The 26,484-nt window shown below is 62.2% G+C and carries 24 protein-coding genes; 7 read left to right on the plus strand and 17 right to left on the minus strand.

Annotation, left to right across the window (positions count from 1 at the left end; translation table 11 throughout):
• Window positions 1-152 precede the first annotated feature (152 nt).
• The 8 genes from FGS76_RS09675 to FGS76_RS09710 all read right to left on the minus strand — a co-directional run bounded on the left by FGS76_RS09675 (window position 153) and on the right by FGS76_RS09710 (window position 9,446).
• Window positions 153-1,154 carry an NAD(P)H-dependent flavin oxidoreductase gene (locus tag FGS76_RS09675; protein WP_170214447.1) on the minus strand — a complete coding sequence of 334 codons (1,002 nt, stop codon included), beginning with the start codon at window positions 1,152-1,154 and terminating at the stop codon, window positions 153-155.
• Between the two features lie 301 nt (window positions 1,155-1,455).
• Complete coding sequence (locus tag FGS76_RS09680; RefSeq protein WP_138772434.1) at window positions 1,456-2,565, minus strand: enoyl-CoA hydratase/isomerase family protein; 1,110 nt, start codon at window positions 2,563-2,565, stop codon at window positions 1,456-1,458.
• Window positions 2,566-2,586: 21 nt separating this feature from the next.
• Entirely contained in the window at window positions 2,587-3,285 is a 699-nt protein-coding gene (gene ung / locus FGS76_RS09685) for a uracil-DNA glycosylase (protein ID WP_138772435.1), read from the minus strand.
• Window positions 3,278-3,931 (minus strand): TetR/AcrR family transcriptional regulator, encoded by a 654-nt coding sequence (locus FGS76_RS09690; RefSeq protein ID WP_138772436.1) that lies wholly within the window; start codon window positions 3,929-3,931, stop codon window positions 3,278-3,280. Before FGS76_RS09690 ends, ung begins: the two co-directional genes overlap by 8 nt.
• A 79-nt stretch (window positions 3,932-4,010) precedes the next feature.
• Window positions 4,011-5,522, minus strand: a complete 1,512-nt coding sequence (gene lysS, locus FGS76_RS09695; RefSeq protein ID WP_138772437.1) for a lysine--tRNA ligase — start codon at window positions 5,520-5,522, stop codon at window positions 4,011-4,013.
• 4 nt (window positions 5,523-5,526) lie between these two features.
• Window positions 5,527-6,646 (minus strand): peptide chain release factor 2 gene (gene prfB, locus FGS76_RS09700; RefSeq protein ID WP_205717233.1). Its coding sequence is split into 2 segments (ribosomal slippage): window positions 5,527-6,573 and window positions 6,575-6,646, totalling 1,119 coding nucleotides; the frame shifts between segments, so codons are not numbered across the junction.
• 24 nt (window positions 6,647-6,670) lie between these two features.
• Window positions 6,671-6,955, minus strand: a complete 285-nt coding sequence (locus tag FGS76_RS09705) for a DUF7352 domain-containing protein (RefSeq protein ID WP_138772439.1) — start codon at window positions 6,953-6,955, stop codon at window positions 6,671-6,673.
• 196 nt (window positions 6,956-7,151) lie between these two features.
• On the minus strand, window positions 7,152-9,446 hold the full coding sequence (locus FGS76_RS09710; protein ID WP_138772440.1) for an NADP-dependent malic enzyme: 2,295 nt from the start codon (window positions 9,444-9,446) through the stop codon (window positions 7,152-7,154).
• A 243-nt stretch (window positions 9,447-9,689) separates the two neighbouring features.
• Here FGS76_RS09710 and FGS76_RS09715 point away from each other — a divergent pair, with 243 nt between their 5' ends.
• A complete protein-coding gene (locus tag FGS76_RS09715; RefSeq protein WP_138772441.1) occupies window positions 9,690-10,448 on the plus strand; it encodes a transposase in 759 nt (252 codons plus the stop codon).
• A 78-nt stretch (window positions 10,449-10,526) separates the two neighbouring features.
• Here the strand turns inward: FGS76_RS09715 and recJ are convergent, their stop codons facing one another.
• On the minus strand, window positions 10,527-12,230 hold the full coding sequence (gene recJ / locus FGS76_RS09720) for a single-stranded-DNA-specific exonuclease RecJ (RefSeq protein ID WP_138772442.1): 1,704 nt from the start codon (window positions 12,228-12,230) through the stop codon (window positions 10,527-10,529).
• A 225-nt stretch (window positions 12,231-12,455) separates the two neighbouring features.
• On the opposite strand from recJ, the gene fadB reads away from it, so the two are divergent.
• From fadB to FGS76_RS09745, 5 genes are all read left to right on the plus strand, one after another.
• Entirely contained in the window at window positions 12,456-14,603 is a 2,148-nt protein-coding gene (gene fadB / locus FGS76_RS09725; RefSeq protein ID WP_138772443.1) for a fatty acid oxidation complex subunit alpha FadB, read from the plus strand.
• Window positions 14,604-14,627: 24 nt separating this feature from the next.
• Window positions 14,628-15,803 (plus strand): acetyl-CoA C-acyltransferase FadA, encoded by a 1,176-nt coding sequence (gene fadA, locus FGS76_RS09730; protein WP_138772444.1) that lies wholly within the window; start codon window positions 14,628-14,630, stop codon window positions 15,801-15,803.
• Between the two features lie 259 nt (window positions 15,804-16,062).
• Window positions 16,063-16,320, plus strand: coding sequence for a type II toxin-antitoxin system ParD family antitoxin (locus tag FGS76_RS09735; RefSeq protein WP_138772445.1), 258 nt, complete (start codon window positions 16,063-16,065; stop codon window positions 16,318-16,320).
• Window positions 16,321-16,322: 2 nt separating this feature from the next.
• A complete protein-coding gene (locus FGS76_RS09740) occupies window positions 16,323-16,616 on the plus strand; it encodes a type II toxin-antitoxin system RelE/ParE family toxin (RefSeq protein WP_138772446.1) in 294 nt (97 codons plus the stop codon).
• Complete coding sequence (locus tag FGS76_RS09745) at window positions 16,585-16,998, plus strand: hypothetical protein (protein ID WP_138772447.1); 414 nt, start codon at window positions 16,585-16,587, stop codon at window positions 16,996-16,998. The genes FGS76_RS09740 and FGS76_RS09745 overlap by 32 nt, the downstream gene beginning before the upstream one ends.
• 14 nt (window positions 16,999-17,012) lie before the next feature.
• Here the strand turns inward: FGS76_RS09745 and FGS76_RS09750 are convergent, their stop codons facing one another.
• Genes FGS76_RS09750 through FGS76_RS09765 form a run of 4 tightly spaced genes read right to left on the minus strand, consistent with a single transcriptional unit; the run spans window position 17,013 to window position 22,072 of the window.
• A complete protein-coding gene (locus tag FGS76_RS09750) occupies window positions 17,013-17,222 on the minus strand; it encodes a KTSC domain-containing protein (RefSeq protein ID WP_138772448.1) in 210 nt (69 codons plus the stop codon).
• Window positions 17,223-17,234: 12 nt separating this feature from the next.
• Window positions 17,235-19,010 carry an ATP-binding protein gene (locus tag FGS76_RS09755; protein WP_138772449.1) on the minus strand — a complete coding sequence of 592 codons (1,776 nt, stop codon included), beginning with the start codon at window positions 19,008-19,010 and terminating at the stop codon, window positions 17,235-17,237.
• Window positions 19,000-20,187, minus strand: coding sequence for an SIR2 family protein (locus tag FGS76_RS09760; protein ID WP_138772450.1), 1,188 nt, complete (start codon window positions 20,185-20,187; stop codon window positions 19,000-19,002). The genes FGS76_RS09755 and FGS76_RS09760 overlap by 11 nt, the downstream gene beginning before the upstream one ends.
• Before the next feature lie 31 nt (window positions 20,188-20,218).
• The gene (locus tag FGS76_RS09765; protein ID WP_138772451.1) at window positions 20,219-22,072 is read right to left on the minus strand and encodes a 3'-5' exonuclease; all 1,854 of its coding nucleotides are present in this window, start codon (window positions 22,070-22,072) and stop codon (window positions 20,219-20,221) included.
• A gap of 321 nt (window positions 22,073-22,393) precedes the next feature.
• Between FGS76_RS09765 and FGS76_RS09770 the strand changes: the two genes are divergently transcribed.
• Window positions 22,394-23,089, plus strand: coding sequence for a pirin family protein (locus FGS76_RS09770; RefSeq protein ID WP_138772452.1), 696 nt, complete (start codon window positions 22,394-22,396; stop codon window positions 23,087-23,089).
• A 102-nt stretch (window positions 23,090-23,191) separates the two neighbouring features.
• Here FGS76_RS09770 and FGS76_RS09775 read toward each other — a convergent pair whose 3' ends face one another.
• The 4 genes from FGS76_RS09775 to FGS76_RS09790 are packed head-to-tail and all read right to left on the minus strand — an operon-like array spanning window position 23,192 to window position 26,270.
• Window positions 23,192-23,770, minus strand: coding sequence for a DUF3299 domain-containing protein (locus tag FGS76_RS09775; RefSeq protein ID WP_138772453.1), 579 nt, complete (start codon window positions 23,768-23,770; stop codon window positions 23,192-23,194).
• 1 nt (window position 23,771) lies between these two features.
• Window positions 23,772-25,010 (minus strand): ABC transporter permease, encoded by a 1,239-nt coding sequence (locus tag FGS76_RS09780; RefSeq protein ID WP_170214448.1) that lies wholly within the window; start codon window positions 25,008-25,010, stop codon window positions 23,772-23,774.
• Complete coding sequence (locus tag FGS76_RS09785; RefSeq protein WP_138772455.1) at window positions 25,000-25,704, minus strand: ATP-binding cassette domain-containing protein; 705 nt, start codon at window positions 25,702-25,704, stop codon at window positions 25,000-25,002. Before FGS76_RS09785 ends, FGS76_RS09780 begins: the two co-directional genes overlap by 11 nt.
• 2 nt (window positions 25,705-25,706) lie before the next feature.
• The gene (locus FGS76_RS09790; protein WP_170214449.1) at window positions 25,707-26,270 is read right to left on the minus strand and encodes a ZrgA family zinc uptake protein; all 564 of its coding nucleotides are present in this window, start codon (window positions 26,268-26,270) and stop codon (window positions 25,707-25,709) included.
• Window positions 26,271-26,484: the final 214 nt, after the last annotated feature.

The raw sequence follows: 26,484 nt of genomic DNA on the forward strand, positions 1-26,484 counted from the left end.
GATCGCGGCTGAAGCCGCTCCTACAGGGTGTGTTGCGTTGGGGCGCTGGGGGATCGCGGCTAAAGCCGCTCCTACAAATGCCACCCTCCTATTGTAGGAGCGGCTGGGCGGCATCCCGCTTTAGCCGCGATGGTCGGCGCCAGGAAAGGCGTTCAGCCGGCGGCGCGGCACTCTTCCAGCAAGGCCGCCGCCAACTCCTCCACCGGCAGCACCCGGGACCGGTGGGCGCCGGTGCCGGCCCACAGGCTTTTCCATTCCGCCCCGGCGGCCTTGCGCAGCGGCGCCGTTAGCCGGTGCTGATCCGGATACGGGGCAATCTCACGGGGCGCCCGCTCATCCATCCAGGCATTGGCCAGGCCCCGGGCGTAGCGCCCGGACACCGCGGCGGTCATCACCGTGGCATCCGGGCCGGCGGCGGCCAGGGCTTGCCGCCAGGCCGGCGCGGTACCCGCCTCCGGGCAACTCAAAAAGGCGGTACCGAGCTGGGCGGCGGCGGCGCCCAGCCCCAGCACCCGGGCCATGTCGGCACCGTCCATCAGCCCACCGGCGGCGATCAGCGGCCGATCCAGATCACCACAGGCTTCCAGCAAGGCCGCCAGCGGCTGGCCAGCGCCCCGTGTTTCCACGCTACCCCGGTGGCCGCCGGCTTCCTCACCCTGCAGCACGATGGCATCAACGCCATCCTCCGCCTGGTCACGGGCTTCCGCCCGGTTGGTGGCGGTGCCGATCAGGGCGATGCCCCGGGCCCGGCAGGCGTCCCGGCGGGCCTTGTCCAGGCGACCGAAGGTGAAGCTGAAGAACGCCGGGCGGGCCTCCAGCATGGCGTCGAACTGCTCGTCGAAGCCTGGCAGTTCCGCGAAGCTGTCCGGCAGGTCCACGCCGGCGGCGTCATAGCACGGCGCCAGGGCTTCCCGGGCGGCGCGCCATTGGGCCTCGGTGGCGCCCGGTTCGCCGGGGATGAACAGATTCACCGCCAAGGCCTCGGCGCCGCCCTGGCGGGCCGCCGTCACCGCCGCTTCCAGGGCGGTGCCGCTCAGGTAGCCGGCGCCGATGGACGCCAGAGCCCCGGCGCGGGCGGCGCCCACGGTCAGTTCGGTGGTGTTGATGCCGCCGGCCATGGGGGCCTGGATCAGCGTGAAGTCGTGGAAAGGCATGGCGGGGCTCCTGTGGTCCGTTAGGGGGATTCTAGGGAGGCCCGTTGATGACGGGAAATGATGATCCGTGATGTTCGGTATCACTCGGGGGGATAGAGGGGGGATCGCGGCTGAAGCGGGGTGCCGCCCAGCCGCTCCTACCGGGGCTGCTGGGGTTGGGACGCTTGGGGGGATCGCGGCTGAAGCCGCTCCTAGCGGGGCTGCTGACGTTGGGACGCTTGGGGGGATCGCGGCTGAAGCCGCTCCTACAAGGGGATCCATAGCCCCCCCTCTGTAGGAGCGGCTTCAGCCGCGATAAGCGTCAGCCCAGATCGGCAAGCGGGTGGGCGTCAGCGGGATTACGGAAAAAGCCGTCGATATACTCGGCGCTGACCTCATCCACGGACCGGTGGCGGAAGCGCGGGCTGCCGTCCTTGTCGATCAGCAGCGCGCGCACGCCCTCGCGGAAATCCGGGTGCAGGCAGCACTGCACCGCCACGCACCATTCCATGCGGAACACTTCCGCCAGGGACAGATAGCGGGCCCGGTGCAGCTGCTCCCACACCAGGTGCATGGTTTGCGGGCAGCCGGCGGCCAGGGTTTTGCGCGCCTTGTCCAGCCAGGCGTCGCACTGCTTGTGGTCCAGAATACGGGCCACCACTTCGCCCACGGAGCCGCCGTCGCAAAGCTGCTCAATGGTGTCCCGGTGGGCGCTCACCGGCGCCTCCAGCCCGGTGGGCGCCGCCGACAGCTCGCGCAGGCGGCCGTGCAGCAGCTCCCGGTTGGCGTCGCCGTCGTCCTGGTAGCGGCCCCGGGCCAGGGCTTCCAGCACCTGCTCCGCGTCGGCTTCCATGAAGCGGTCCGCCAGCCCCAGGTCCAGCGCGTCCCGGGCGTTCAGGTGCACGCCGGTGAGGCCCAGGAACAGGCCGGTGCGGCCGGGCAGCCGGTTCAGGAACCAGCTGGCGCCCACGTCCGGGAACAGGCCGATGGTGATCTCCGGCATGGCCAGCCGGCTGCGCGGCGTCACCAGCCGGAACTGGCTGCCCTGCATCAGGCCCATGCCGCCGCCCATCACCACGCCGTCGGCCCAGCAGATCACCGGGGTGCGCGAAGTGTGCAGGCGGTAGTCCAGGCGGTATTCCTCGGCGAAGTACTGCTCCGCCTCAGGGTTGCCGGTGTGGCCGGCGTGCTTGACGGTGGCGCGGTACAGGGCCACCACGTCGCCGCCGGCGCTGAACGCCTTGCCGCCGGCGCCTTCCAGCCAGATCGCCACCACCTCATCGCGGGCCTGCCAGGCGGCCACTCGGGCGTCCAGGGCCTGGATCATCTCCAGGCCCAGGGCGTTCAGGGAGCGGGGGGCGTTAAGGGTGGCGCGGCCGATGACACGGCCGCACTCGGTGTTGATTTCGTCGAACAGGACGGTATCGGTCATGCCGGGAAAAATCCTTATCTGTCAGTTCAGGGACCAGTCGATGGGGTCCTTGCCCTGCTGAAGCAGGTATTGGTTGGCGCGGGAAAAATGCCCGCAGCCGAAGAACCCCCGGTAAGCGGACAGGGGCGAAGGGTGCGGCGCGGTCAGCACGCAGTGGCGCTGGCGGTCGATCAGCTTGCCTTTTTTCTGGGCGGAGCTGCCCCACAGCATGAACACCACGCCCTCACGCTCGCGGTTGATATGCTCGATGGCCTGGTCGGTGAAGCGCTCCCAGCCTTGCCCCTGGTGGGAAGCGGCCTGGCCGGCGCGCACGGTGAGCACCGCGTTGAGCAGCAGCACGCCCTGTTTGGCCCAGGCGTCCAGGTTGCCGTGGTCCGGCGCCGGGATGCCCAGGTCGCGCTCGATTTCCTTGAAAATATTGACCAGCGACGGCGGCACCCGCACACCGGGCTGCACGGAAAAGCTCAGCCCGTGGGCCTGGTTGGGCCCGTGGTAGGGATCCTGGCCGAGGATCACCACCTTGACCTGGTCGAAGGGCGTTTCGTTGAAGGCGCGGAAGATGTCCGGCCCGGGCGGATAGAGGGTTTCCCCGGCCTGCTTCTCCTGGCGCAGGAATTCCTTCAGCTGGCCCATGTAGGGCTGCGCGAACTGGTCGCCCAGCACCCGCTTCCAGCCCGCTTCAAGCTGAACGTCGGCTTGCGGTTCGGTCTGCTCACTCATTGGGAACCAGCTTCTCCAGCAGATGCCGCATGCGCGGTTTGACGGTGTCCTCGCCGGCCAGCTCCGGGTGGGTAAGCAACCGCACCTCCAGAGCCATGATGCGGGCGTTGATCACTTCCGCGTCCATTTCCGGGGTGGGCGACCCCACCGCCCGGCAGGCGTCCACCAGCAGCAGCGCCATTTCCTTGAGATAGAGATCCGCCAGCCCGCGCAGGCGCGGGTCCAGGATCGCTTCCTGCAGAAACGCCTGCTCCGCCACCAGGTGATCGCGGCGGTTGTGCAGTTCATCCAGGATAAAGGCGGTGGTGGCGCTGGCCAGTGCTTCGATCAGTTGCTCCCGGTCGGCGCCGCCGCGCTGGAACTGTTCGATCAGCGCGAACGCCTGGTCGCGGAACGGACGGATCACGTTTTCCAGCGCCCGTTCGGCGAACAGGGTAAAGGCATCCGCGATCAGGTCGGAGATGTCCTTGAAGTAATAGGTGGTGGCGGAAAGGGGCACGTCCGCCTCGCGGGCCACGGCCCGGTGACGCACCGCGCGAATGCCGTCGGTGACAATGATGCTGAGAGCCGCGTCGAGAATCGCCTGACGGCGTTGTTCACTGCCCGCGCGGCGGGCCTGGCGGCCCTGGTAACGGATTGCTGTCATGGGTCCGTCTGCTTTTTTATGGCGTCATCGCTAGCCTAACAGGCGCCGCCGGCAAGCGGGAGTGGCGGCGCCGTATGGGTCAGGTGCGTGGACGCATGTGCGGAAACAGAATCACGTCCTTGATGGTGGGCGAATCGGTGAACAGCATCACCAGCCGATCGATGCCGATGCCTTCGCCGGCGGTGGGCGGCAGACCGTGTTCCAGCGCGGTGATGTAGTCCTCATCGTAGAACATGGCTTCGTCGTCGCCGGCTTCCTTCTCGGCCACCTGGGCGCGGAAACGTTCCGCCTGGTCCTCGGCGTCGTTGAGCTCGGAGAAACCATTGGCGATCTCGCGGCCACCGACGAAGAACTCAAAGCGCTCGGTGACGAACGGGTCGTCGTCCTTGCGCCGCGCCAGCGGCGAGACTTCCGTGGGATAGTCGGTGATAAAGGTCGGTTCCTGCAGCCGGTGCTCGGCGGTTTTCTCGAAGATTTCGATCTGCACCTTGCCCAGGCCCCAGCCGTCCTTGAGCGGAATATCCAGCCCCTCGGCGATGCGCCGGGCACCCTGCTCGTCCGCCAGGTCGCTGGCCTGGATGTCCGGGTTGTACTCGAGGATGGCGTCGAACACCGAGAGCCGGCGGAACGGCTTGCCGAAATCATAGGTCACGGTGTCCGCCTCGCCGTCGGCGCCGGGCACGGTGTTGCGCACCAGGGTATCGCCCAGCACGTCCCGGGCCAGGGTACGCAGCATGTCCTCGGTGAGGTCCATCAGGTCCCGGTAATCCGCGTAGGCCTGGTAGAACTCGAGCATGGTGAATTCCGGATTGTGCCGGGTGCTCAGGCCTTCGTTGCGGAAGTTACGGTTGATCTCGAACACCTTCTCGAAACCGCCCACCACCAGCCGCTTCAGGTACAGTTCCGGCGCGATGCGCAGGTACATGTCCATGTCCAGGCTGTTGTGGTGGGTGACGAACGGCCGCGCGCTGGCGCCGCCGGGGATCACCTGCAGCATCGGCGTTTCCGCTTCGATGAAGTCGTGGGCCACCAGATAGTTGCGGATGCCGGCGACGATCCTGGAGCGGATCTTGAAGGTCTCGCGGCTGTCCTCGTTGACGATCAGGTCCACGTAGCGCTGGCGGTAACGGGACTCGGTGTCGGTGAGGCCCTTGTGTTTTTCCGGCAGCGGGCGCAGCGATTTGGTGAGCAGCAGGTACTCGTCCATCATCACGTACAGGTCGCCCTTGCCGGACTTGCACAGCTTGCCGCGCACGCCGATCACGTCGCCCAGGTCCCAGTGCTTGACCGCTTTCTGCACGTCCTTGTTGGCGTACACCTGAATGCGCCCGGACATGTCCTGCAGCACCTTGAAGGCCTTGCGGTCGAGCATCAGGCGGCCGGCCACGGCCACCTGGATGTCTTTCGCTTCCAGTTCTTCCTTGTCCAGCTCGCCGTAGCGCGCCTGCAGTTCGGCGGCCAGGCTGTCGCGGCGGAAGTGATTGGGGAACGCCTCGCCGGCGTCGCGCCATTCCGCCAGTTTGGCCCGGCGTTCAGCGATCAGGCGGTTTTCGTCGGCGGCGTCGTGTTGCTTGCTGTGTTCGTCGGCCATTCTCTTAGAGTCCACTTTTCAGGGAGGCTTCGATGAATCGGTCCAGGTCGCCATCCAATACCTGCTGGGTGTTATGGCTTTCCACCCCGGTGCGCAGGTCCTTGATGCGGCCATCGTCGAGCACGTAGGAGCGGATCTGGCTGCCCCAGCCGATGTCGGCCTTGGCGTTTTCCTGGGCCTGCTTCTCGGCGTTGCGCTTCTGGATTTCCAGTTCGTAGAGCTTGGCCTGCATCATCTTGGTGGCCTTGTCCCGGTTCTGGTGCTGGCTGCGCTCGGACTGGCACTGGGTCACCACGATGTGCTCCTGGCCGTTGTCCGGATCGGTAAAGGTATAGGTCAGCCGCACCGCGGAGTCGGTCCGGTTCACGTGCTGACCACCGGCGCCGGAGGCCCGGTAGGTGTCGGTGCGCAGCTTGCCGGGATCGATCTCGATGTCGATGTCGTCGTCCACTTCCGGAGCCACGAACACCGAACTGAACGAGGTGTGGCGGCGGCCGCCGGAATCGAACGGGCTCTTGCGCACCAGGCGGTGCACGCCGGTTTCGGTGCGCAGCCAGCCGTAGGCGTAGGCGCCTTCGAAACGCACGGTGGCGGACTTGATGCCGGCCACGTCGCCGTCGGAGGCTTCCACCAGCTCGGTTTTGAAACCGTGGGCCTCGCCCCAGCGCAGGTACATGCGCAGCAGCATTTCCGCCCAATCCTGGGCCTCGGTGCCGCCGGAGCCGGCCTGGATGTCCAGGTAGGCGTTGGAGGTGTCCATCTCGCCGGAGAACATGCGGCGGAATTCCAGGTCCGCCACCATCCGTTCCAGGCGGTCGAGATCCGCTTCCACTTCCGTGACGGTGGCTTCGTCGTCTTCCTCCACCGCCAGTTCCAACAGGTCCCGGGTGTCACCCACGCCCTGGTCGGCGTCGCGCAGGGTGGTCACCACGCCTTCCAGCTGCGAGCGCTCCTTGCCCAGGGCCTGGGCCCGCTCGGGCTCGTTCCAGACGTCCGGCAGGGCCAGTTCGCGCTCTACTTCGACCAGTCGCTCACTCTTCTGGTCGTAGTCAAAGATACCCCCTCAGCGCTTCGATGCGCTCGGCCAGGTCGGTGAGGTGGGTTCTTAGCGGGTTTACTTCCATAATGGCTCTCTGTTGAAACAGGTCTCAGTCGATCAACTCGTAGACGTGGAACGCCTCGGGTTTCAGGGCGTCCAGGGTGGTGCCCAGGTACACCGCGTTGTCGGGAATACCGCTGCCGGTGGTGAACACCTTGAAGCGGCGTACTTCCTTGGGCGTGTCGATGACGGTGTCCGCGTCCACCTCCACCCACATGTAAATCACGCGCTCCTGCTGGATGAAATCCACGCGAAGCACTTCACCCTCTTCCGGCAAACGGATTTCCTGCACCTCGGTGCCGATCTCCAACCGGTGTTTATGAATTGTTTTCATGCGGTCCCTCCGTCAGGGATAACCAGGCGCGGGCGGCGATAGCCACCGGCGCATTCCGGGGCCCGGCCTTGTGGGCCGGGAAAGGCGATACGGGTAATGCGCGCCAGCCGGCGCAAGGCGCAATCCTATCAGGTCCCCGGGGGGCTGGCACCAGCCCGGCGCGCCATCGCCGGCGCGCCGGGCAACGGAGCACGGTTCAGGCGCGCTGTTCCAGATTGGCGCGCAGCACGGTCAGGGCCGCCATGTTGACGATCCGCCGCACCGTGGCACTGGCGGTGAGGATGGTGACCGGCGCCTTCACGCCGAGCAGGAAGGGCCCGATGGCCACATTGCTGCCGGCGGCGGTCTTAAGCAGGTTGTAGGCGATGTTGCCGGAATCGCCGTTGGGGCATACCAGCAGGTTGGCGGAGCCCTGCAGGGTGGAGTCCGGCAGAATCTCCTTGCGGATCGACGCCTCCAGGGCGGCATCGCCGTGCATCTCGCCGTCCACTTCCAGCTCCGGCGCCCACTCGCGGATCAGAGCCAGGGCGCGGCGCATCTTCTCGCTGGCCTGGCAGCGCTCGGAACCGAAATTGGAGCGCGACAGCAGCGCCGCCTTGGGCTCCAGGTTCAGGCGCCGCATTTCCTCGGCGGCGGCGATGGTGAACTCGGCGATCTGCTCGGCGCTGGGGTCCTCGTTGACGTGGGTGTCCACCACCGCCAGGGTGCGCTCCGGCAGCAGCAGCACGTTCATGGCCGCGTAGGTGCGCGCCTCCGGCTTCAGGCCGATCACCTGGTCCACGAAATTAAGATGCTCGGCGAACCGGCCCACGGTGCCGCACACCATGCCGTCCGCCTCGCCCAGCTGCACCATCATGGCGCCGATCAGGGTCATGCGGCGGCGCATCTCGGTACGCGCCACTTCCTTGGTGACGCCGTGGCGGCCACGCATTTCCCAGTAGGCGTTCCAGTACCGGTGGAAGCGGTCGTCCTGCTCCGGATTGGTGACCTCCACGTCCTCGCCCAGCTTCAGGCGCAGGCCGTAGCGTTCGATGCGCGTGGCCAGCACTTCCGGCCGGCCCACCAGAATCGGGAACGCCAGCCCTTCGTCCACCACCACCTGGACGGCGCGCAGCACGCGCTCTTCCTCGCCCTCGGTGAACACGATGCGGGCCTTGCCGCCGTCACGCACCAGCGCCTTGGCGGCGGAGAACAGCGGCTTCATAAAGGCGCCGGAGTGGTACACGAACTGCTTGAGCTGCTCGGCGTAGGCGTCCAGGTCGGCGATCGGCCGGGTGGCCACGCCGTCGTCCATGGCCGCCTTGGCCACCGCCGGGGCGATGCGCACGATCAGGCGCGGATCGAACGGTTTGGGAATCAGATACTCCGCACCGAAACTCAGGTCATAGGTGCCGTAGGCGGCGGCCACCACTTCGTTCTGTTCTTCCTGGGCCAGGCCGGCGATGGCGTACACCGCCGCCTTTTCCATCTCCCGGGTGATGGTGGTGGCGCCGGCGTCCAGCGCCCCCCGGAAGATGTACGGGAAGCACAGCACGTTGTTGACCTGGTTGGGGTAGTCGGAGCGCCCGGTGGCCATGATCAGATCGTCGCGCACCGCCTTGGCGTCCTCCGGCAGAATCTCCGGGTTCGGGTTGGCCAGCGCCAGAATCAGCGGGCGCGACGCCATGCGCTGCACCATGTCCGGCTTGAGCACGCCGCCGGCGGACAGACCCAGGAACACATCGGCGCCGTCGATCACCTCACCCAGGGTGCGGGCGTCGGTGGCCTGGGCGAAGCGTTCCTTGTCCGGGTCCATCAGTTCCTTGCGGCCCTGGTAGACCACGCCCTCGATGTCGGTGACCCAGATGTTTTCCAGGGGCAGGCCCAGGTCCACCATCAGATCCAGGCAGGCCAGCGCCGCCGCGCCGGCGCCGGACGCCACCACCTTGACCTGGTCGATGGGTTTGCCGGCCACCTTGAGACCGTTGATGAAAGCGGCGCTCACCGTGATGGCGGTGCCGTGCTGGTCATCGTGAAACACCGGAATGCCCATGCGTTGGCGCAGCTTGCGCTCGACGATAAAGCACTCCGGCGCCTTGATGTCTTCCAGGTTGATACCGCCGAAGGTGGGCTCCAGGGCGGCGATGATGTCCACCAGCTTGTCCGGGTCGCTCTCGTTGATCTCGATGTCGAACACGTCCAGGCCGGCGAACTTCTTGAACAGCACCGCCTTGCCTTCCATCACCGGCTTGGAGGCCAGCGCGCCGATGTTGCCCAGCCCCAGCACCGCGCTGCCGTTGGTGATCACCGCCACCAGATTGCCGCGCCCGGTATAGCGCACCGCGTTCTTGGGATCGTCGACGATTTCCTCACAGGCCCAGGCCACCCCCGGCGAATAGGCCAGGGCCAGATCGTTCTGGTTGGTCAGCGGTTTGGTGGGAACGATGGCGGTTTTGCCGGGGACGGGAAATTCGTGGTAATCGAGCGCAGCGCGGCGGCTGTCGGTGGCCAAGGTGGGTCTCCTTCGGGATCGGGTGTGTACGTTGTTAAGTGACTGCTTACCAGTGTACTGCGACCACGCCAAGCCCGCACCACCCAACATGTTTTGTCACAACTCCCCCCGCATCGGGGTCACATCGGGGTCGGACCACGGCAACCCATTGATCCTGGATGTCTTTTTTTGTGAAACAGGGCTCAGCCAGGCCTTATTGCATGGTTTTTACTGTCCAAAAAACCATGCAATAAGGAGGAAAGGATGCCTCGCGCCAACCGTCATTACTCACCCGGTCACGTCTGGCACATTACCCATCGCTGCCATGACCAGCAGTTTCTGCTCGAATCCAAGCACTACCGCCGTCTCTGGGAACGCTGGCTGTATGAAGCGCGGCGCCGTTACGGCCTGCGGGTGCTCAATTACGTCGTCACCAGTAACCACGTGCATCTGCTCGTGCTTGACCGGGGCGAGGGCGAAATCCAGCGGTCCCTCCAGTTGGTGGCCGGCTGCACCGCCCGGAACTTTAACGGCCGTCACCGCCGCCGGGGCGCGTTCTGGGAAGGTCGCTACCACGCCACCGCGGTGGAAACCGGCGACCACCTGCGGCACTGTCTGGTGTACATCGACCTGAACATGGTGCGCGCCGGCCAGGTGCTGCATCCCCGCGAATGGGACGCCTGTGGCTACAAGGAAATTCAGTCGCCACGTAACCGCTACCGGATCATCAACACCGCCGCCCTGATGAATGTGCTCGGCTTCACCGACCTGGGGGAATTGCGACGGGCCCATCGGCAGTGGGTGCAGGACGCCCTGGACCGCAACGACCTGCGGCGCAACCCGATCTGGACCGAGGGGCTGGCGGTGGGCAGCCGGGAGTTCGTCGAGCAATTCCGCGACGCCCAGGGCCCGCTCGCCCGCAACCGGCCCATCGAAACCGTCGGCGGGATCTGCCAACTGCGTGACGAACCGGTTATTTATCAGCCCTACTCGGCCTTCAAAAGCGACCGTTCAAGCCGCTGAAAGCGCCTATTTTTGAGCGTTTCGTCTTGAAAAACAGAGGGTTATGGTGGTCCGACCCCGACCGACCAGCCGGGCCGGTCAGGGGAGCGGGCGGAGGTGCTCGAAGAGCATTTGCGGGCTGCGGCGGCCGCGGAATTCGTTGACCTCCAGGCGGTAGACGCCCTCCACCCGGGTAAGGCGGGCGCCCAGCAGGGACGGGTCGGCGTTGAACAGGATGCCGTCCACCACGCCATTCACCCCGGGCAGGCCCAGGGTCAGCTTCAGGTGACGCTCACCCACCACCCGGTGGTTGAGCACCTCGAATTCGCCGTCGAAACGGGGCGGCGGAAAACCCTGGCCCCAGGGAAACCGGTGCGACAACAGCTCGGCGGTGGCCAGGCTGATGTCGCCATCCGCCAGGCCGCCGTCACTCTCCACCACCGGGTCGAACAGGTCCTCGCCGGCGACCTCGGAGACCGCCGTCTGAAACGCCTCCCGGAACGCCTCCAGATCCGACGCCCGCAAGGTCATGCCGGCGGCCATGGCGTGCCCGCCGAACTTCTGCAGCATGTCCGGGTGGCGGGTGGCCACCACGTCCAGCACATCGCGCAGGTGCAGGCCGGCGATGGAGCGCCCGGAGCCCTTGAGCATCCCCGCCTCCCGGGCCGGGGCAAAGGCAATCACCGGCCGGTGCACGGCCTCTTTTACCCGGGAGGCGAGAATGCCCACCACGCCCTCGTGCCAGTCGCGGCCATGCAGGCACAGGGCCGCTGGCAACGTCTGCTCGCGCAGCCGCGCCACCTCGACCATGGCGGCGTCACGCATACCCTGCTCGATGCCGCGCCGCTCCCGGTTGATGGTATCCAGCTCCTCGGCGAACCGGCGTGCCTCGGAGACGCTGTCCGCCAGCAGGCATTCGATGCCGTGGCGCATGTCCGCCAGACGGCCGGCGGCGTTCAGCCTGGGCCCCACCGCGAAGCCCAGGTCCGCCGCCAGCGCTCGGCCCGGGTCACGCCCGGCCACTTGCAGCAGCGCACGGATGCCCGGGTTGCCCTTGCCGGCGCGCAGCCGCCGCAGGCCCTGCTCCACCAGAATGCGGTTGGCGTCGTCCAGGCGCACCACATCCGCCACCGTGCCCAGGGCGACAAGGTCGAGCAGGTCCACCACCGCGCCCTTCAGGCCCAGTTCCCGCTGCACCGCCATCAGCAGGTAGAAGGCCACCCCCACCCCGGCCAGATTGGCGGCGGGAAACTCGTCGCCCTCCAGACGCGGATTGGCGATGGCGTCCGCCTCTGGCAGGCGGTCGCCGGGCAAATGGTGGTCGGTGATCAGCACGTGCATGCCCGCCGCGCGGGCGGCAGCGACGCCCTCCACGCTGGCGATGCCGTTGTCCACGGTGATGATCAGATCCGGCTCAAAGTCCGCCCGCGCCAGCTCGACGATGGCCGGCGACAGGCCGTAGCCGTACTCAAACCGATTGGGGACCAGGAAATCCGGCTTCGGGAAGCCCAGCGCCTGCAGCCCCCGCACCATCAGGGCGGTGGCGGTGGCGCCGTCGGCGTCGTAATCGCCGACGATGCAAATGCGCCAGTGCTGCTCCCGGGCGCTCAGCAGCAGCGCCACGGCGGCGGTGAGGCCCTGGAAGGTGTCCGGATGGGGCAGCCGCCCCAGGGTCAGCTCCAGTTGCTCCGCGGCGGTGAGGCCACGGTTGGCGAGGATGCGCGCCAGCAGCGGCGGCACGCCGGGCCAGTCCACGGAAACGGGCGGGCGACGGCGAATACGGGGGTAGGAACTTACGGTCATGACATCCGGCGGTGGGTGCAATGGCGGCAAGCGTCCGGGTATCGACCGGCGCCGTCAAGGGAAACGACCCACAAGTCACACAGGGGGGCTAACATCAAGCGGCCGTGCTTCTTATACTTGGCGACCCTGAGCGGGCTCGACCGAAAACGTGAGCAAACACTCACATGAAACGGCGGGCCACGCCCGCGGCCCCTCCGCGTACTTTGGGACTGGAGAGCAATCGTTATGATTTACCAAGGCAACGCCGTAAGCGTAGAACTGCTTGACGACGGCATCGCCGAACTGAAGTTCGACCTTCAGGGCGAGTCCGTGAACAAGTTCAACCGTGCCACTCTGGAAGACCTGAGCAAGGCCACCGAGGCCCTCAAAGGCAACGACCAGGTCAAGGGCATCGTGGTCACCTCCGGCAAGAAAGTGTTCATTGTCGGCGCCGACATCACCGAATTCACCGAAATGTTCGCCAACGACGAGGCGGAGATCGCCAAGTGGTCCCGTGAGGCGAACGACATCTTCAACGCCTTCGAAGACCTGGACGTACCCAAGGTCGTGGCCATCAACGGTTTCGCCCTGGGCGGCGGCCTGGAAATGTGCCTGGCCTGCGACTTCCGCGTCATGGGCGAAGCCGCCCAGGTGGGCTTCCCGGAAGTGAAGCTGGGCATCTACCCGGGCTTCGGCGGCACCGTGCGCACGCCGCGCATCGTCGGCGTGGACAACGCCATCGAGTGGATCGCCACCGGCAGCCAGAACAAAGCGGACAAGGCCCTGAAAGTGGGCATCGTCGACGCGGTGGTAAAAGCCGGTGACGAACGTGACGCCGCCCTCGACCTGGTCAAGCAATGCCTGGCCGGCAAGATCGACTTCCGCGCCAAGCGCCAGGAAAAACTGGAACCCCTGCCGATGCCCCCCATGGAGCAGATGATGGCGTTCCAGACCGGCATGGCCATGGTCCAGCAGCAGGCCGGCAAGAACTACCCGGCCCCGGTGGAAGCCGTGAAGTCCATGCAGAAGGCCGCCGGCATGAAGCGCGACGACGCCCTGGACGTGGAATCCAAAGGCTTCGCCAAGGTCGCCAAGACCCAGCAAGCCACCGCCATGGTGGGCCTGTTCCTGGCCGACCAGCAGGTCAAGAAAGTGAACGGCAAAACCGCCAAGGGCAGCCGCGAAGTGAAGCACGCCGCGGTACTGGGCGCCGGCATCATGGGTGGCGGCATCGCCTTCCAGTCCGCCCTCAAGGGCACGCCCATCGTGATGAAGGACATCAACGACAAGGCGCTGGACCTGGGCATGAACGAAGCGTCCAAGCTGCTCGCCAAGCGCGTCAGCAAAGGCAAGATGGACGCCGCCGGCATGGGTAAGGTGCTCTCCGCCATCCGTCCCACCCTCAGCTATGAGGACTTCAAGGACATCGACGTGATCGTCGAAGCGGTGGTCGAGAACCCCAAGATCAAACAGTCCGTACTGGCCGAGACCGAACAGAAAGTGGAAGGCGCCATCCTCGCCTCCAACACCTCCACCATCTCCATCAACCGGCTCGCCGAAGCGCTGAAAAAACCGGAGAACTTCGCCGGCATGCACTTCTTCAACCCGGTGCACATGATGCCCCTGGTGGAAGTGATCCGCGGTGAAAAAACCTCCGACGAAACCGTCGCCACCCTGGTCAACTACGCCCAGAAAATGGGCAAGAACCCGGTTGTCGTGAACGACTGCCCCGGGTTCCTGGTAAACCGGGTGCTGTTCCCCTACTTCGCCGGCTTCAGCATGCTGGTCCGTGACGGCGCCGACTTCCAGCAGGTCGACAAAGTCATGCAGAAATTCGGCTGGCCCATGGGCCCCGCCTATCTGCTCGACGTGGTCGGCATCGACACCGGCGTGCACGCCGCCCAGGTGATGGCGGAAGGCTTCCCGGACCGCATGGAGCACGACTTCAAGGACCCGACCGAGATCATGTTCGAAAACGAACGCTATGGTCAGAAGAACGGCATCGGCTTCTACAAGTACGAAGAAGACAAGAAGGGCAAGCCCAAGAAAGTGGTCGACGAAAAGACCTATGAGCTGATCAAGCCCGCCGTTACCAGCGAAGCGAAGGACTACGACGCCGACGAGATCATCGCCCGCATGATGATCCCGATGTGCACCGAAACCGTCCGCTGCCTGGAAGACAACATCGTCGGCTCCCCCGCCGAAGCCGACATGGCCATGATCTACGGCATCGGCTTCCCTCCGTTCCGCGGCGGCCCGCTGCGCTACATCGACAGCATCGGCACCCAGGCCTTCGTGGAACTGTGTGACAAGTACGCCCACCTGGGCGCGCTGTACGAAGCGCCGCAAATGCTCAAGGACAAAGCCTCCAAAGGCGAGTCCTTCTTCGGCTAAGGCACGGGCAAAGGAGATTTTGAAATGAGTTTGAATCCGAAAGACGTGGTCATCGTCGATGCCGTGCGCACCCCGATGGGCAAAAGCAGAAACGGCCAGTTCCGCAACGTACGCGCGGAAAAACTCTCCGCGCTGCTGATCCAGGCCCTGATGGAACGCAACGCCGGCTGGGACACCGCCACCACCGAGGACGTGATCTGGGGCTGCGTGAACCAGACCAAGGAACAGGGCATGAACATCGCCCGCAACATCGCCATGCTGGCCGGCGTGCCCCGCACCACCGCGGCGCAAACCGTCAACCGCCTGTGCGGCTCCTCCATGCAGGCCCTGCACAGCGCCGCCCAGGCGATCATGACCGGCAACGGCGACGTGTTCGTGATCGGCGGCGTGGAACACATGGGCCATGTAGCCATGGACCACGGCGTGGACCTCAACCCGGAACTGTCCAAGTACACCGCCCGGGCCTCCAACATGATGGGCCTGACCGCGGAAATGCTCGGCCGCATGCACGGCATCACCCGTGAACAGCAGGATGAATTCGGCGTGCGCTCCCACAAGAAAGCCTGGGAAGCCACCGAACAAGGCCGCTGGAAAAACGAAATCGTACCCGTGGAAGGCCACGACGCCGACGGCCACAAAGTGCTGTGCGAAATCGACGAAACCATCCGCCCCAACGCCAGCCTCGAAGACATGCAGAAACTGCGCCCCGTCTTCGACCCGGTCAGCGGCACCGTCACCGCCGGCACCTCCTCCGCCCTCTCCGACGGCGCGGCGGCGATGCTGGTAATGACCGCCGAAAAAGCCCAGGCCATGGGCCTCAAGCCCCGCGCCAAGATCCGCAGCATGGCCGTGGCCGGCTGCGACGCGGCCATCATGGGCTACGGCCCGGTCCCGGCCACCCAGAAAGCCCTGGCCCGCGCCGGCCTGACCATCGACGACATCGACTACGTGGAGCTCAACGAAGCCTTCGCCGCGCAATCCCTGCCGGTACTGAAGGACCTCAAGCTCCTCGACAAGATGAACGAGAAGGTCAACCTCAACGGCGGCGCCATTGCCCTGGGCCACCCCCTGGGCTGCTCCGGTGCCCGCATCACCGGCACCCTGCTGAACGTACTGGAAGGCAAGGACGGCCAGATCGGCCTCGCCACCATGTGCATCGGCCTGGGTCAGGGGATTGCCACGGTGATTGAGCGGGTCTAACCACCCTTCTCTTCACCGTTGCCGAGAACTGAAAAGCCCCGGCGGGTTCGCCCGCCGGGGCTTTTTCGTGGGTTCATCGCGGCTGAAGCCGCTCCTACCCGGGGGGCTGGGTTCTTGATGTAGGAGCGACTTCAGTCGCGATGAAAATGGCACCACCGCTGATCCAGCCAGAAGCCCTCGCCTTTCTGAACCCCCAAAGATTGACAAACTTTGTCCGCCGCATAGCATAATCATGTACCCCAACCCCAGGAGAGTGAGCATGCACATCTCACTAACCCCCGAACTGGAAGCCCGCATCAAAACCAAAGTGGAAAGCGGGCTCTACAACAACGCCAGCGAAGTCATCCGCGAGGCCCTTCGTTTCGTGGAAACCCATGAAGAATGGATCAACGAACTCAAGCTCGCACGCCTGCGTGAGCAGCTAAGGGAAGGCGTAGATCAACTGGACCGCGGCGAGGGCACCCGTATCACATCCAAGGCCGGCCTGGACGATCTGTTCGAAGACCTGAAGGCGTAACAATGCCAACCTCACTGGTCCTCTCACCCGCCGCCCGCGAGGATCTGGTAGCGATCCGGAAATATGGTGCGCTCCATTGGGGAAAACATCGCTCCGATCAATACCTGGACACTCTAAAGGAAGCCATCTGGTCGCTTCTTGAGTATCCAGAGACAGGCAGGACGCGCCCTGAATTGTCGAGTGAAATACGCAGCCTTCCGGTGTCCAGTCACGTCATCTTCTACCGAATAGAGCGAGAACAGCTGGAGATCATTCGAATCCTGCATGCACGGCAGGATGTTGATCAGCAACTTTGATGAAAGGCTTACAGTTTTCTATCGTGAACACCTGAGAACCGGTAAAATCTTTTACGCTGCACTCAACATTGTAGCGGTCCATCACACGTCGCTGGATGAACACTTCCTGCGAGGGCCGCGAGAGGTGCATGAAAACGTCGACGAGATGCAGACCGATTTGGACGACTACCTGGCTCGCTACAACACCAAGCAGCCCTACCAAGGGCGCGACATGAAGGGCAGAACACCCTATCCCATGTTCGTGAAGGGCCTGCACAAGGAGAAGAAAACCGTTGCCAAAACCGCCGCACAAACGGAAAAAATGAACCTGCCTGTCAAGAGGCGGCCATCAGGTAATAACCATCACCGCAAAGAAAAACCAGTACACCAAAGACCTCATTAAGACTCGGAATAAAATCAAACTTCCTGGCAAGGAAACACACCTCGAACATAAGCCCATAAGAACTTTCCATGAGACTCCGCATTAATAAAACCTTCATAAGTTTCTTGGGGAACATCAAAATATTGATATACACCACCATTGAGAAATTCGACCTCAAGAATTTTCTCGCCCTCATCATAACCGATAGAGGCAATATTGCTTGAACTTACTGAAATACGCTCCATTTTTATCTCCTGTCAATTATTACCCGGATCGAACCTTGCATCTTGGTTATGCCAATTTATTACCAACCCCTTAAAACTACTTTCTTTGTAATTGCCGCTCCAACTTTCAGACACACTAGGATCTTTGCTATCAGGATACCGGCCTTCTGGCGGAAGGGAGAATCTACAACGCATAGGAATTTTTGTAGCCTCACCAGTAATAAAAGCTTCACCAGTACGAAGAATCGGCAAAAAATCTATCATCCCAGATAGCCCATCCGACATTGCAGATTTTATCTTCGATCTATCCGATGCATTATTTATTCTCAATGCAAAAAAAGTCCCACATTGAGACAAAATCGTATCATCAATTTCCGAAGGCCTTTGGCTAATCATCATCAACCCAACACCAAACTTTCTCCCTTCTTTGGCGATCCTTCTCACCATATCTTTTGCGACACCATTCATGTCATTTGAAAGGTATCTATGAGCTTCCTCCATAACAAGAAGAAGAGGGATTTCTTTCATCCCATAAGGCAAAAACCTCCCCCATATTGCAGCCTCGAAGAGAACGTCGAGCATCGATCCCAAAATAAGATCAAGTCTTGAAGAGGGCATCCCGGAGATATCAAGTATCGTAACGGGGAAATCATCACCAACCCAGTCAAAAATAAGATTTTCAAGGCGTCTATCTGTAGATCCATTACCCCCAATAGACCAAGGACCGGGATCCAAAAAAAACGCGTATTGTCCGTCTACAAGTTTCGACCTCATCGCTTCCAAATTTCTTTTGAATGCTCCAGCCCCCCCTTTATTAGGTGGAGCATTACCAGGGGATGGCGGCGAAAACCTAGGTGGCAAAAGATCATCTACTGAGCCGTCAGACTCTATCGCCGGAATAGTTCTATCGGCATCGCTCCAGGTTACGGAATCATCATAATACAACTTGTACCAAACTTTTTTTAAATCGAATGGAATGGGGGAGTATGGCGTTACTTTTATTGAGTCTATTTCTGGAAAATTCTCACTGGCGTATTGGCGCTTTAAGTCAACCATACAGTCAATAAATTTTATTTTCAGTTGTTCGTTTTTTCCACAAAGAAAGTCAATCAGGCTATCCGGAGAAATACACCAGTAGGGAACGTACAGGTTTTTCTCTTGTCCCGATGGATTTACAGAATAGACATTAGCCACATCAGAGAACGCCGCCGAATATTCACCATGCAAGTCAAAAATGATAATTCTTGATGACGGCCTCAAAACCTTTCCCTCGTCACAACCCACTATTGACCGAATAAGGCTAACCACACCAGTAGATTTCCCCGATCCGGTAGATCCAAGAATGGCAGAGTGCTTATTTACCAGTGAATCCAAATTTATTCCTGCCTTGACTGAATCTGAACTTGATAACCGACCGATGGTCACATAGTCCTCTCCAGAAAACCCATATATTTTTTTTAAATCCGTCTCCGTAACAAGATGTACATCATCATTGATGCTGGGAAATTGATTTATACCTCTCTGAAAATCAATCCCAACTGCCTCACCTACCAGCTCAACTTTGATCATCCGTTTATCTGACAGATCTTTGGATTTTTCTCCAGCCTCGCTTGCCTCCGACACAATCCCGTAAAGATCGTTATAACCCTGGGGTATTCGCACAAAACTACCAACTTGTCCGAGCCTATGCGCCCGACCTTCAATAATAACGACACCAGACCTAACGTTAGGATTCAACTCAACCCCTAGAGAGCTACCGTGAACTGATGAGATCTGCCCAATTAGAGATGGCGAATTATTAGTTTTCATCAATGTCACCCTTATCATTATCTTCCACCAACTTGAGACTTACAGCTTTTCCTCCGCCTGTGTTTGCTAAAAACCTCGAAAATTTCACAAAATCGCCAAGGACAAATTTACCATTATCCCAGTACTCGTCACGAAAAACTTCCCATCCTCTACTAGGAAGCTCTCCAAGTCTCCACTCCGCCTGCACTCCGTTTATTACGGCACCATCGTTACAGTACACACTCATATTGGGGCGTCTCTTGCCGAGCTCCACTGCAAACTTTTCTTCCTCTAGTTTTTTAAATTGCAGGGCGATAACAGCGGATGAGGGATTGCCCGCCATACACTCATCAAGCTTTGCGGAAATATGGGCGTCAGCAAACGAGAAGCCAATCACAATTAGCACTGAATCTTTTTCTAGAACAAAATTCTTGAGCCGATCAAACAGCGATGAAAATGGCGCAGACTGCGTCTGGTCATACTTTAGATGAGAGGGGTAAACCATCGTCCCTTTAGAAGCACCGGCCCCCCTTATAACTTCTCCTTTTCCGTTTTGCTCCCAATTGATTGACCCATGTAGCTTCCACAACCTAGTCCAACGGGAAGGTAGATCATTACTCGCCACAGCAGATGAATCAAAGAATGGGCACCTTGCCCCTGAGAAGCCATCAAAATATGGAGACTTAACTCGCTCAAGAGCTTCCTCCACGAGGAGGTCATAGTTTGTGGTAAAAACCTCGACAGCGTAATCACGGCTAATACCATTAATCCATGACACTAAATCCGAGTAGGCCGTATCATTTTCTGGCAATCCAACCGAAACCACTTCTTTAATTTTTTCACAAACCTCTTCTTCAAAACCTCGATAGGCTTCAGAATCAAGCCCATAAACCTCATTATTTCCCAATACCTCGACAAACGACCTTATTCTAGATAAAACATTCTCAATATTTAGCCTCCCTGCGCCACCCACAATCTGATCAAAGCACCTCCCGTGGACTGGCGAAAGCTTACCCCGTACAATTCCAGTAAGCCCCGCCACATCGGGAATAAGGGGTGAGTACCCCTCGCCCTCCGACACATTAATACCTACTGGCGCCCCAGCACCAACAAGCAAGCCAATCTTCTTTCTTCCCTGGCCAACGATCTGCTTAAAATCGTACATGTACTGATCGGGATTATGAACTGTATCTGCCATTTCTCCGCTCAACCTTCTTCAAAATCATTCGTTATTCCTTATCAGAAAATCGCGCACAAAACCAGTTCGGCGCACTACCTGTTAGCAATAGCCGATGACGTGCGCGTGTCATCCCTACATAGACAAGACGCACTTCGTGCTCAAGACTCTCCTCCTCGCTTCTTAACCCCCCCAATCCCGCCAGCACCACGGTGTCGAACTCAAGCCCCTTGCTGCTTTGCCGGGTGAGTAACGCGACACTTTTTGCATTGGCATCATAGGATTTTTTGTCGGCGGAGCTCTTCAGCCAAGAGCAAGGGACGCCAGCGTTTAACAGCGCGCGTTGAAGGGTGCTGGCCTGCCAATGGTGGCCGTAAATGACCGCGATGTTGTTGAGCGGCTGACCATTGGAGTGCCATTTTCTGACGCACCGGGCGATGTAGTGGGCTTCATCGTTAAAGTTATCGAAATTGCGGAACTGCGGTTCCGGGCCACTGGTACCAGCCACTTCCGGGGCAATCAACGGAATATGATCTTCATCCGCATCCTGAGCCTGCAAAAAATCCTTGGCGAAGTCATAAGCGAACCGGAGGATTTCCCGCGTGTTGCGGTAGTTAAGTTTCAGGATGGTAGTGCGACCACGCGCCTCGATCCCGACACTGGACAGCGGAAATTTCAGGCTGCGCTTTTTATAAATGGACTGCGCATCGTCGTAGAGCAGCAGCAGCGAGTTGGTGTCCGGGTCGATCATCTGCACGATAAGCTTGAGCCATTCCTGCTCAAAGTCGTGGCCTTCATCGATCATCACAGCGCTGTATTGGGCGCGGGGGATCTGGTCTTTGTCCACGGCCTGGATAACGGTTTCCACTTCCCGTTCCCAATAGGGGGCGTCGCCGTCGACCAGGTCCACGTTGTAGGTTCGGCGTTGCAGGCCGCACCATTCGTGAAAGTGGTGAACCTGCACTTTGTCTTCGATGCCTTTCTCGGCGATAAAGCTACGCAGGCGAGCGGCCAGGGTGATGTTGAAGCAGAGAACCAGAATCGGTTTGGTGACGGCCTGGGCCAGGTGCAGGCAGCGGTAGCCGAGAATCAGGGTTTTGCCGGAGCCGGCGACACCGTGGATGACTCGGTGGCCTTCGCCCATGCTGCGGGCCAGTTGTTCTTGTTGCAGGTCCATGACCCGGACGATGTCCGGAATAATCGGGTCGTTGGCCGCCGTGGATTGGTCATCGCCCTCCTCCGCTTCATCGAAAAGGGTTTGCTGGGGGGCGTTGATGCGAATCTCGGGAAAGAGCTGCCAGCGGATGCGGTCGATTTGTGGAAGGGTGAGCTTGTCGCCGAAGGCGTATTCGAACATGCCCCAGAGCTGTTCCTGAAAGGCTTCCGGGTCCACGGTGGCGACCATTTCATCCTTGCAGATCAGGCGGTGAGGAGGCAGCACCAGGTCCTGCTCCGCGTCACCGATCATTTGGTTCCATTGCTTGCGGGTGATATTGGGGAACACCACGCCGTACCCCCAGGGGAAACTGAGGCGGCCCTTGAAGGGGCCGTCGGTTTGCTTGAGGTGGTCGTCGCGCTGTAGTCGGTTGATCGCCACCAGGCCGTATTGGCGGGCCTGTTCCAAGGGGTTGCTGACGGTTTTCAGGCCGGTGGGGGTGTGAATGTCCGCGTGGGTGGGAGTAAGGCGCCGGAGGGTATCCGGTTTCCAGTCCTTCACTTCCAGGAACAGCAGACCTCGCCCGGGGTGCAGGACGATAAAATCCGGGTAGCGGCGCTGGCGGCCGAGCGGGATATCGTACCAGACGGTGTAGTCGTCTTCGAGCAGGCTTTCCAGACGCTGGCCCAGGCGGCGTTCGCCAGGCGTCATGCGGCGCACCGTGCTGAGATTGGGGATGATCACCGCCATGGTCCGGCGCCCCCAATCCACCCCTTAATCAACCCCGGTACATTCCGTGGGTAAGGCATTCCCGTGCCCCCTGTTCGTCCCTTTTTATTTCCTGCCCTCTTCGGGGCGGCTTTTTTGTGAAACAGGTCCGAATTTACCGGGAGTTCACGGAGAGATGCAAGGCGAGCGAAGGCGCCGGGAGGTCGTCCGGCGTTGGAGCCCGGGCTTAATGATCTAATTAACTGATGCCACCACCGTAAAAACACCGGTTTTTCATCAGCCAGCCAAATCTTAAAGTGGTGCCATCGACGCCGGCGTTCCGCCGGCCCTGAGGAGGTCACCATGATTGAGCGGCGTGTATTTCAAGAGTTGGGCGGTGCCGACCACGGTTGGCTGAACACCAAACATCACTTTTCCTTTGCCGGGTACCACGATCCGAAGCGGATGCATTGGGGCGATCTGCGGGTGTGGAACGACGACACCATCGCGCCGCATACCGGGTTCGCGCCGCATTCGCATCGGGATATGGAGATCATCACCTATGTGCGCGAGGGGGCGATCACCCACCAGGATAATCTGGGCAACCAGGGCCGTACCGAGGCCGGCGATGTGCAGGTGATGTCGGCGGGTACCGGTATTACTCACAGCGAGTACAACCGTGAGGACACGCCGACGCGGATTTTCCAGATCTGGATTATCCCCAACGCCACCGGCCTGCCGCCCACCTGGGGCAGCCGGCCTTTTCCGAAGGCGGGCCGGGACGGTGGATTCAAGGTGCTGGCCAGCGGCTATGACGACGGCGACGCTCTGCCGATCCAGGCGGACGGTCGGGTGGCGGCGGTGGCGCTCAGCGCCGGGCAAGAGGCCACCTATACGTTGGCGGCGGGCCGCAAGGCGTATCTGGTGCCGGCCAAGGGGCGGGTGCGGGTCAACGGTGTGCCGGCGGAGGCCGGCGACGGTCTGGCCATCGCCGATGAGCAGGAGTTGGCGGTCCAGGCCGAGACCGACTGCGAGGTGGTGCTGGTGGATGTGGCCTGAGCCGGTTCCGAGGCGGCCGGGCCGAAGAACGGAGCCAGAATCCCGGTGCGGGGCCGCCGCTGGAAGTGGGCGGTCGGAGCAGCGGGGTTTTGGCGCGGAGTTTTACTGCTCGCCTTTAAAAAGCTTGGCGCTTTTGGCCTCCAGCACGTAACCGGCGGTGCCGTATTCGGTGTCATGGGAGTCGACCTTGAGGGTGCCTTCGATTACCACGGCGTCCCACATCATATCCACGGGCATGCCCTCCCCTTGCATCTTGACCAGCACCACCTGGTTGCGGGGCGGCGGGGGGAAGTGGATGCAGGCGCCGAAGTACGGGACCAGCAGGAATTCGCGCAGGTTTTTGTCGTCGCCTTCCAGGGGGACGACAAAGCCGGGCAGGGTCAGGGCGGTGTCGTCCAGGTCCTGGCGCAGGGGGGCGTTGCTCCAGGCTTCTTGCATGGCGTCGAACAGTTGGGCGGCGCGGCGGTCGGTGTCCTCCAGTTGTTCCGGGGAGGATTTTCCGTAGATCTCCTTGGAGATGGTTTCGTATTCGGCGCGGGGGTCCCAGTCCTTGGGGACCAGGGTGTCCCAGACGCTGCCTTCTACTGGTATCTCCGCGGGCTCGGTGGGTTGGGTGGGCTCGGCGGCGGATAGCGGCATGCTGAGCACCGTGGCGAGCAGGGCGAGGGAAAGGTGTTTCATGTCAGCTCCGGGGGGTGAGGCCGTCGGCGAGGCTGTTGCGGAAGGCTTTTTCGGCGGGCAGCAGGCCGGCCAGGGAGCCGGCCAACAGCACGGCGGCGACCAGGGGCAGTTCGCGCCCCGCCAGCAGGTATGAGGGCAGCCGCAGGGACCATTCCGTCAGCGCCCAGGGGGCGAGGATAAGTTGGGCGGCGAACAGTATCAGCACGCCGCTGACACAACCGGCCAGGGTGAGGCAGAGGCTTTCGCCGACGATCACGCCGTAGACGGTGCCGCGCCCGGCGCCGGCGGCACGCAGCACGGCCAGTTCGTGGCGGCGGCCTTCCAGGGCCGCCAGCACCGTGGAGATCAGCACCAGCAGGGCGACCAGGAACACCGCCACCGAGGCGGCGCGCAGCGCGTTTTCCACGTTGGCGGTCATGCGCCACAGGCGCTGCAGTTCCACGCCGGGGATGATGGCGCTGAGCGGTTCGCCGTCGTAGTTGGACAGTTCCCGTTGCAGGCCGAGGATGGCGGTGCGCTGTTTCAGGCCCAGCATCACGGCGTTGACGGAGTCCGGCATGTCGCTGGCCGCCGGGCCGCCGGGGGTCGGATATGCGTATCGGCCGCCGCTGTGAATCAGCGCCATGGCCTGCAGGGAGATGTAGAGCCCCTGGTCCACCGGGGTGCCGGTGGGCGCCAGGACCCCGCTGACGGTAAAGGGATGGTCGGCGTGTTTGATGATGGCCGGGCCGCCGCCCGATCCGTGGGCCAGCACCACTGAGGCGCCGGGGCCGTAGCCCAGGCGCCGGGCCACGTCGCTGCCCAGCACCACCTGGTCGGGGCCGGCTAACCATTTACCGGTAGCCAGTTCCAGGGGCCGGTCCCGGCCGTAGCGGTAGTGTTCCAGGTAGCTGTCGTTGGTGGCCACCACCGGGAAGCCGCGATGGAAGTCGCCCAGTGAGATGGGAATCCACCATTTCACTTTGGGGTGGGCGGCCAGGTGCTCCACGGTGCTCCATTCGATGCCGGCGGTGGGCTCGCTCAGGTGGAACACGCTGTACAGCAGAATATTGGTGGGCCCGCCCCGGGCGCTGACGATCAGATCCATGCCGGAGACGGTGCTGGCGAAGTTGGCGTGCACCTGGTGGCGCAGCCGCTCGATGCCGAGAATCATCACCAGGCTCAGGGCGATGGCGGCGACGATCAGCGCCGCCGAGGTCTTGCGGGTGGCCAGGGAGGCGAGGATCACTCTAGGCAACATGGCTGGCCGCCTGGTTGAGTTCATCGAAACAGAGGCTGCGATGGAAATAGCGGGCCACGTCCGGGTCGTGGCTGACCATCAGCAAGGCGCTGCCGCTGCGTTCGCACTGCTCCGTCAGCAAGCCCATCAAGGCATCCCGATGGGCGGTGTCCAAGGCGGAAGTGGGTTCATCGGCGACGATCAGCTCCGGTTCGCCGTATAGCGCCCGGGCCGCCGCCACCCGTTGCTGCTGGCCGAAGGACAGTTGATGGGCCGGCAACCGTGCCACCTTCCGGTCCAGACCAAGAAGAGCCAGCAGAGTCAGAGCGGCGGTCTCGGTATCAGCCTTGTTGGTATCGGCGCCTTCCCGTTGCCGGCGCCGTTTGGAAAACGAGGGCGTCAGGCGCACGTTATCCAGGGCGGAGAGGTAGGGCAACAGGTTGAAGGCCTGGAAGATCACGCCGAGGTGATCCGCCCGGAAGGCGTCGCGGCGGCGCTGGGACAGGTCCGAGAACGGCTCGCCGGCCACCCGGATGCGGCCACGCTGCAACGGGCGGATGCCGGTGACCAACGACAGCAGCGTGCTTTTGCCGCAGCCGCTGGGGCCGTGGATCAGCACCCGTTCGCCGGCGTCCAGGGTAAGGCGTTCCACGGCGATAAAGGGCCGCGTTTGGCCCGGGTGATGGAAACGCAGGTCCTCCAACTCCAGTGCCATGGTCACTCCAGGGGCAGTCGGGTGTCGCCGGAGTTCAGGGTGCGGGCGCCCTGCCCGCTCGGCAGCAGCAGGATCACCTCGGTGGTCAGGCTGGGGAAGTCCGCCAGGAACGGCCAGGTCACCGCGTTCAGTTCGGCGATGTGGTCACACTGGTAGGTCCAGGTGGCTTCCAGGTCCTGATGGTGGGCGTGATGGTGGTCATCATGGTCATGGTCATGGTCATGGTCATGGTCATGGTCATCGGCATGATGATGGCCGTCGCCCGCCGGGAACAAGGCCGCCAAATCGGTCACCTTCTCCTCCTGAAGCGTGCAACCGGCGGCCTCGGCGGGCAAGGGCGCGACCACCAGGTCCAGCTGCTCCTGGAAGTGGTGGCTTTCCGCCTCGCTCTCCGGCGCCCGCTCCACGCCCAGGATATCCATCAATGGCGCCCGGAAGCTCAGCGTCAGGGTGGCATCGTCAACCGCCACGGCGGCTTCGGCGCGGCCGTGCTGATGCACCGGCGCGGCCTGGGCCAGGCCGGTGGCGAACAATAAAGGGATGGCTCCACGGATGGAGAGGTTCATGGCAACTCCCGGGATGAAAAGGCAACGACGCGCCAAGGCCAGCGCGATTACGTTATAAAATAACATTTTTCAAGGAAGGAACAAGCGCCCTGTCCACCCTCCGGCTTTCCTGCCACTCAGCCCGGGTTCAACGCCTGCCGCGCCCCGGTCTCGGCCTCGCCCGCATCGGCGAAGACCTGGATTCGCAGTCCCATGGCGGCGCCTAGTCCGGCGG

Source organism: Alloalcanivorax gelatiniphagus (assembly GCF_005938655.1).
Classification (GTDB): Bacteria; Pseudomonadota; Gammaproteobacteria; order Pseudomonadales; family Alcanivoracaceae; genus Alloalcanivorax; species Alloalcanivorax gelatiniphagus.

Coding starts and splice junctions, on each gene's coding strand:
- recJ (WP_138772442.1), bottom strand. CDS start 12,230: ATGACCGTAAGTTCCTACCCCCGTATTCGCCGTCGCCCGCCCGTTTCC.
- FGS76_RS09705 (WP_138772439.1), bottom strand. CDS start 6,955: ATGAAAACAATTCATAAACACCGGTTGGAGATCGGCACCGAGGTGCAG.
- lysS (WP_138772437.1), bottom strand. CDS start 5,522: ATGGCCGACGAACACAGCAAGCAACACGACGCCGCCGACGAAAACCGC.
- FGS76_RS09765 (WP_138772451.1), bottom strand. CDS start 22,072: ATGGCGGTGATCATCCCCAATCTCAGCACGGTGCGCCGCATGACGCCT.
- FGS76_RS09755 (WP_138772449.1), bottom strand. CDS start 19,010: ATGAAAACTAATAATTCGCCATCTCTAATTGGGCAGATCTCATCAGTT.
- FGS76_RS09745 (WP_138772447.1), top strand. CDS start 16,585: ATGCACGGCAGGATGTTGATCAGCAACTTTGATGAAAGGCTTACAGTT.
- fadB (WP_138772443.1), top strand. CDS start 12,456: ATGATTTACCAAGGCAACGCCGTAAGCGTAGAACTGCTTGACGACGGC.
- FGS76_RS09770 (WP_138772452.1), top strand. CDS start 22,394: ATGATTGAGCGGCGTGTATTTCAAGAGTTGGGCGGTGCCGACCACGGT.
- FGS76_RS09690 (WP_138772436.1), bottom strand. CDS start 3,931: ATGACAGCAATCCGTTACCAGGGCCGCCAGGCCCGCCGCGCGGGCAGT.
- FGS76_RS09780 (WP_170214448.1), bottom strand. CDS start 25,010: ATGTTGCCTAGAGTGATCCTCGCCTCCCTGGCCACCCGCAAGACCTCG.
- FGS76_RS09785 (WP_138772455.1), bottom strand. CDS start 25,704: ATGGCACTGGAGTTGGAGGACCTGCGTTTCCATCACCCGGGCCAAACG.
- ung (WP_138772435.1), bottom strand. CDS start 3,285: ATGAGTGAGCAGACCGAACCGCAAGCCGACGTTCAGCTTGAAGCGGGC.
- FGS76_RS09790 (WP_170214449.1), bottom strand. CDS start 26,270: ATGAACCTCTCCATCCGTGGAGCCATCCCTTTATTGTTCGCCACCGGC.
- FGS76_RS09760 (WP_138772450.1), bottom strand. CDS start 20,187: ATGGCAGATACAGTTCATAATCCCGATCAGTACATGTACGATTTTAAG.
- FGS76_RS09740 (WP_138772446.1), top strand. CDS start 16,323: ATGCCAACCTCACTGGTCCTCTCACCCGCCGCCCGCGAGGATCTGGTA.
- fadA (WP_138772444.1), top strand. CDS start 14,628: ATGAGTTTGAATCCGAAAGACGTGGTCATCGTCGATGCCGTGCGCACC.
- FGS76_RS09735 (WP_138772445.1), top strand. CDS start 16,063: ATGCACATCTCACTAACCCCCGAACTGGAAGCCCGCATCAAAACCAAA.
- FGS76_RS09680 (WP_138772434.1), bottom strand. CDS start 2,565: ATGACCGATACCGTCCTGTTCGACGAAATCAACACCGAGTGCGGCCGT.
- FGS76_RS09775 (WP_138772453.1), bottom strand. CDS start 23,770: ATGAAACACCTTTCCCTCGCCCTGCTCGCCACGGTGCTCAGCATGCCG.
- FGS76_RS09715 (WP_138772441.1), top strand. CDS start 9,690: ATGCCTCGCGCCAACCGTCATTACTCACCCGGTCACGTCTGGCACATT.
- FGS76_RS09750 (WP_138772448.1), bottom strand. CDS start 17,222: ATGGAGCGTATTTCAGTAAGTTCAAGCAATATTGCCTCTATCGGTTAT.
- FGS76_RS09675 (WP_170214447.1), bottom strand. CDS start 1,154: ATGCCTTTCCACGACTTCACGCTGATCCAGGCCCCCATGGCCGGCGGC.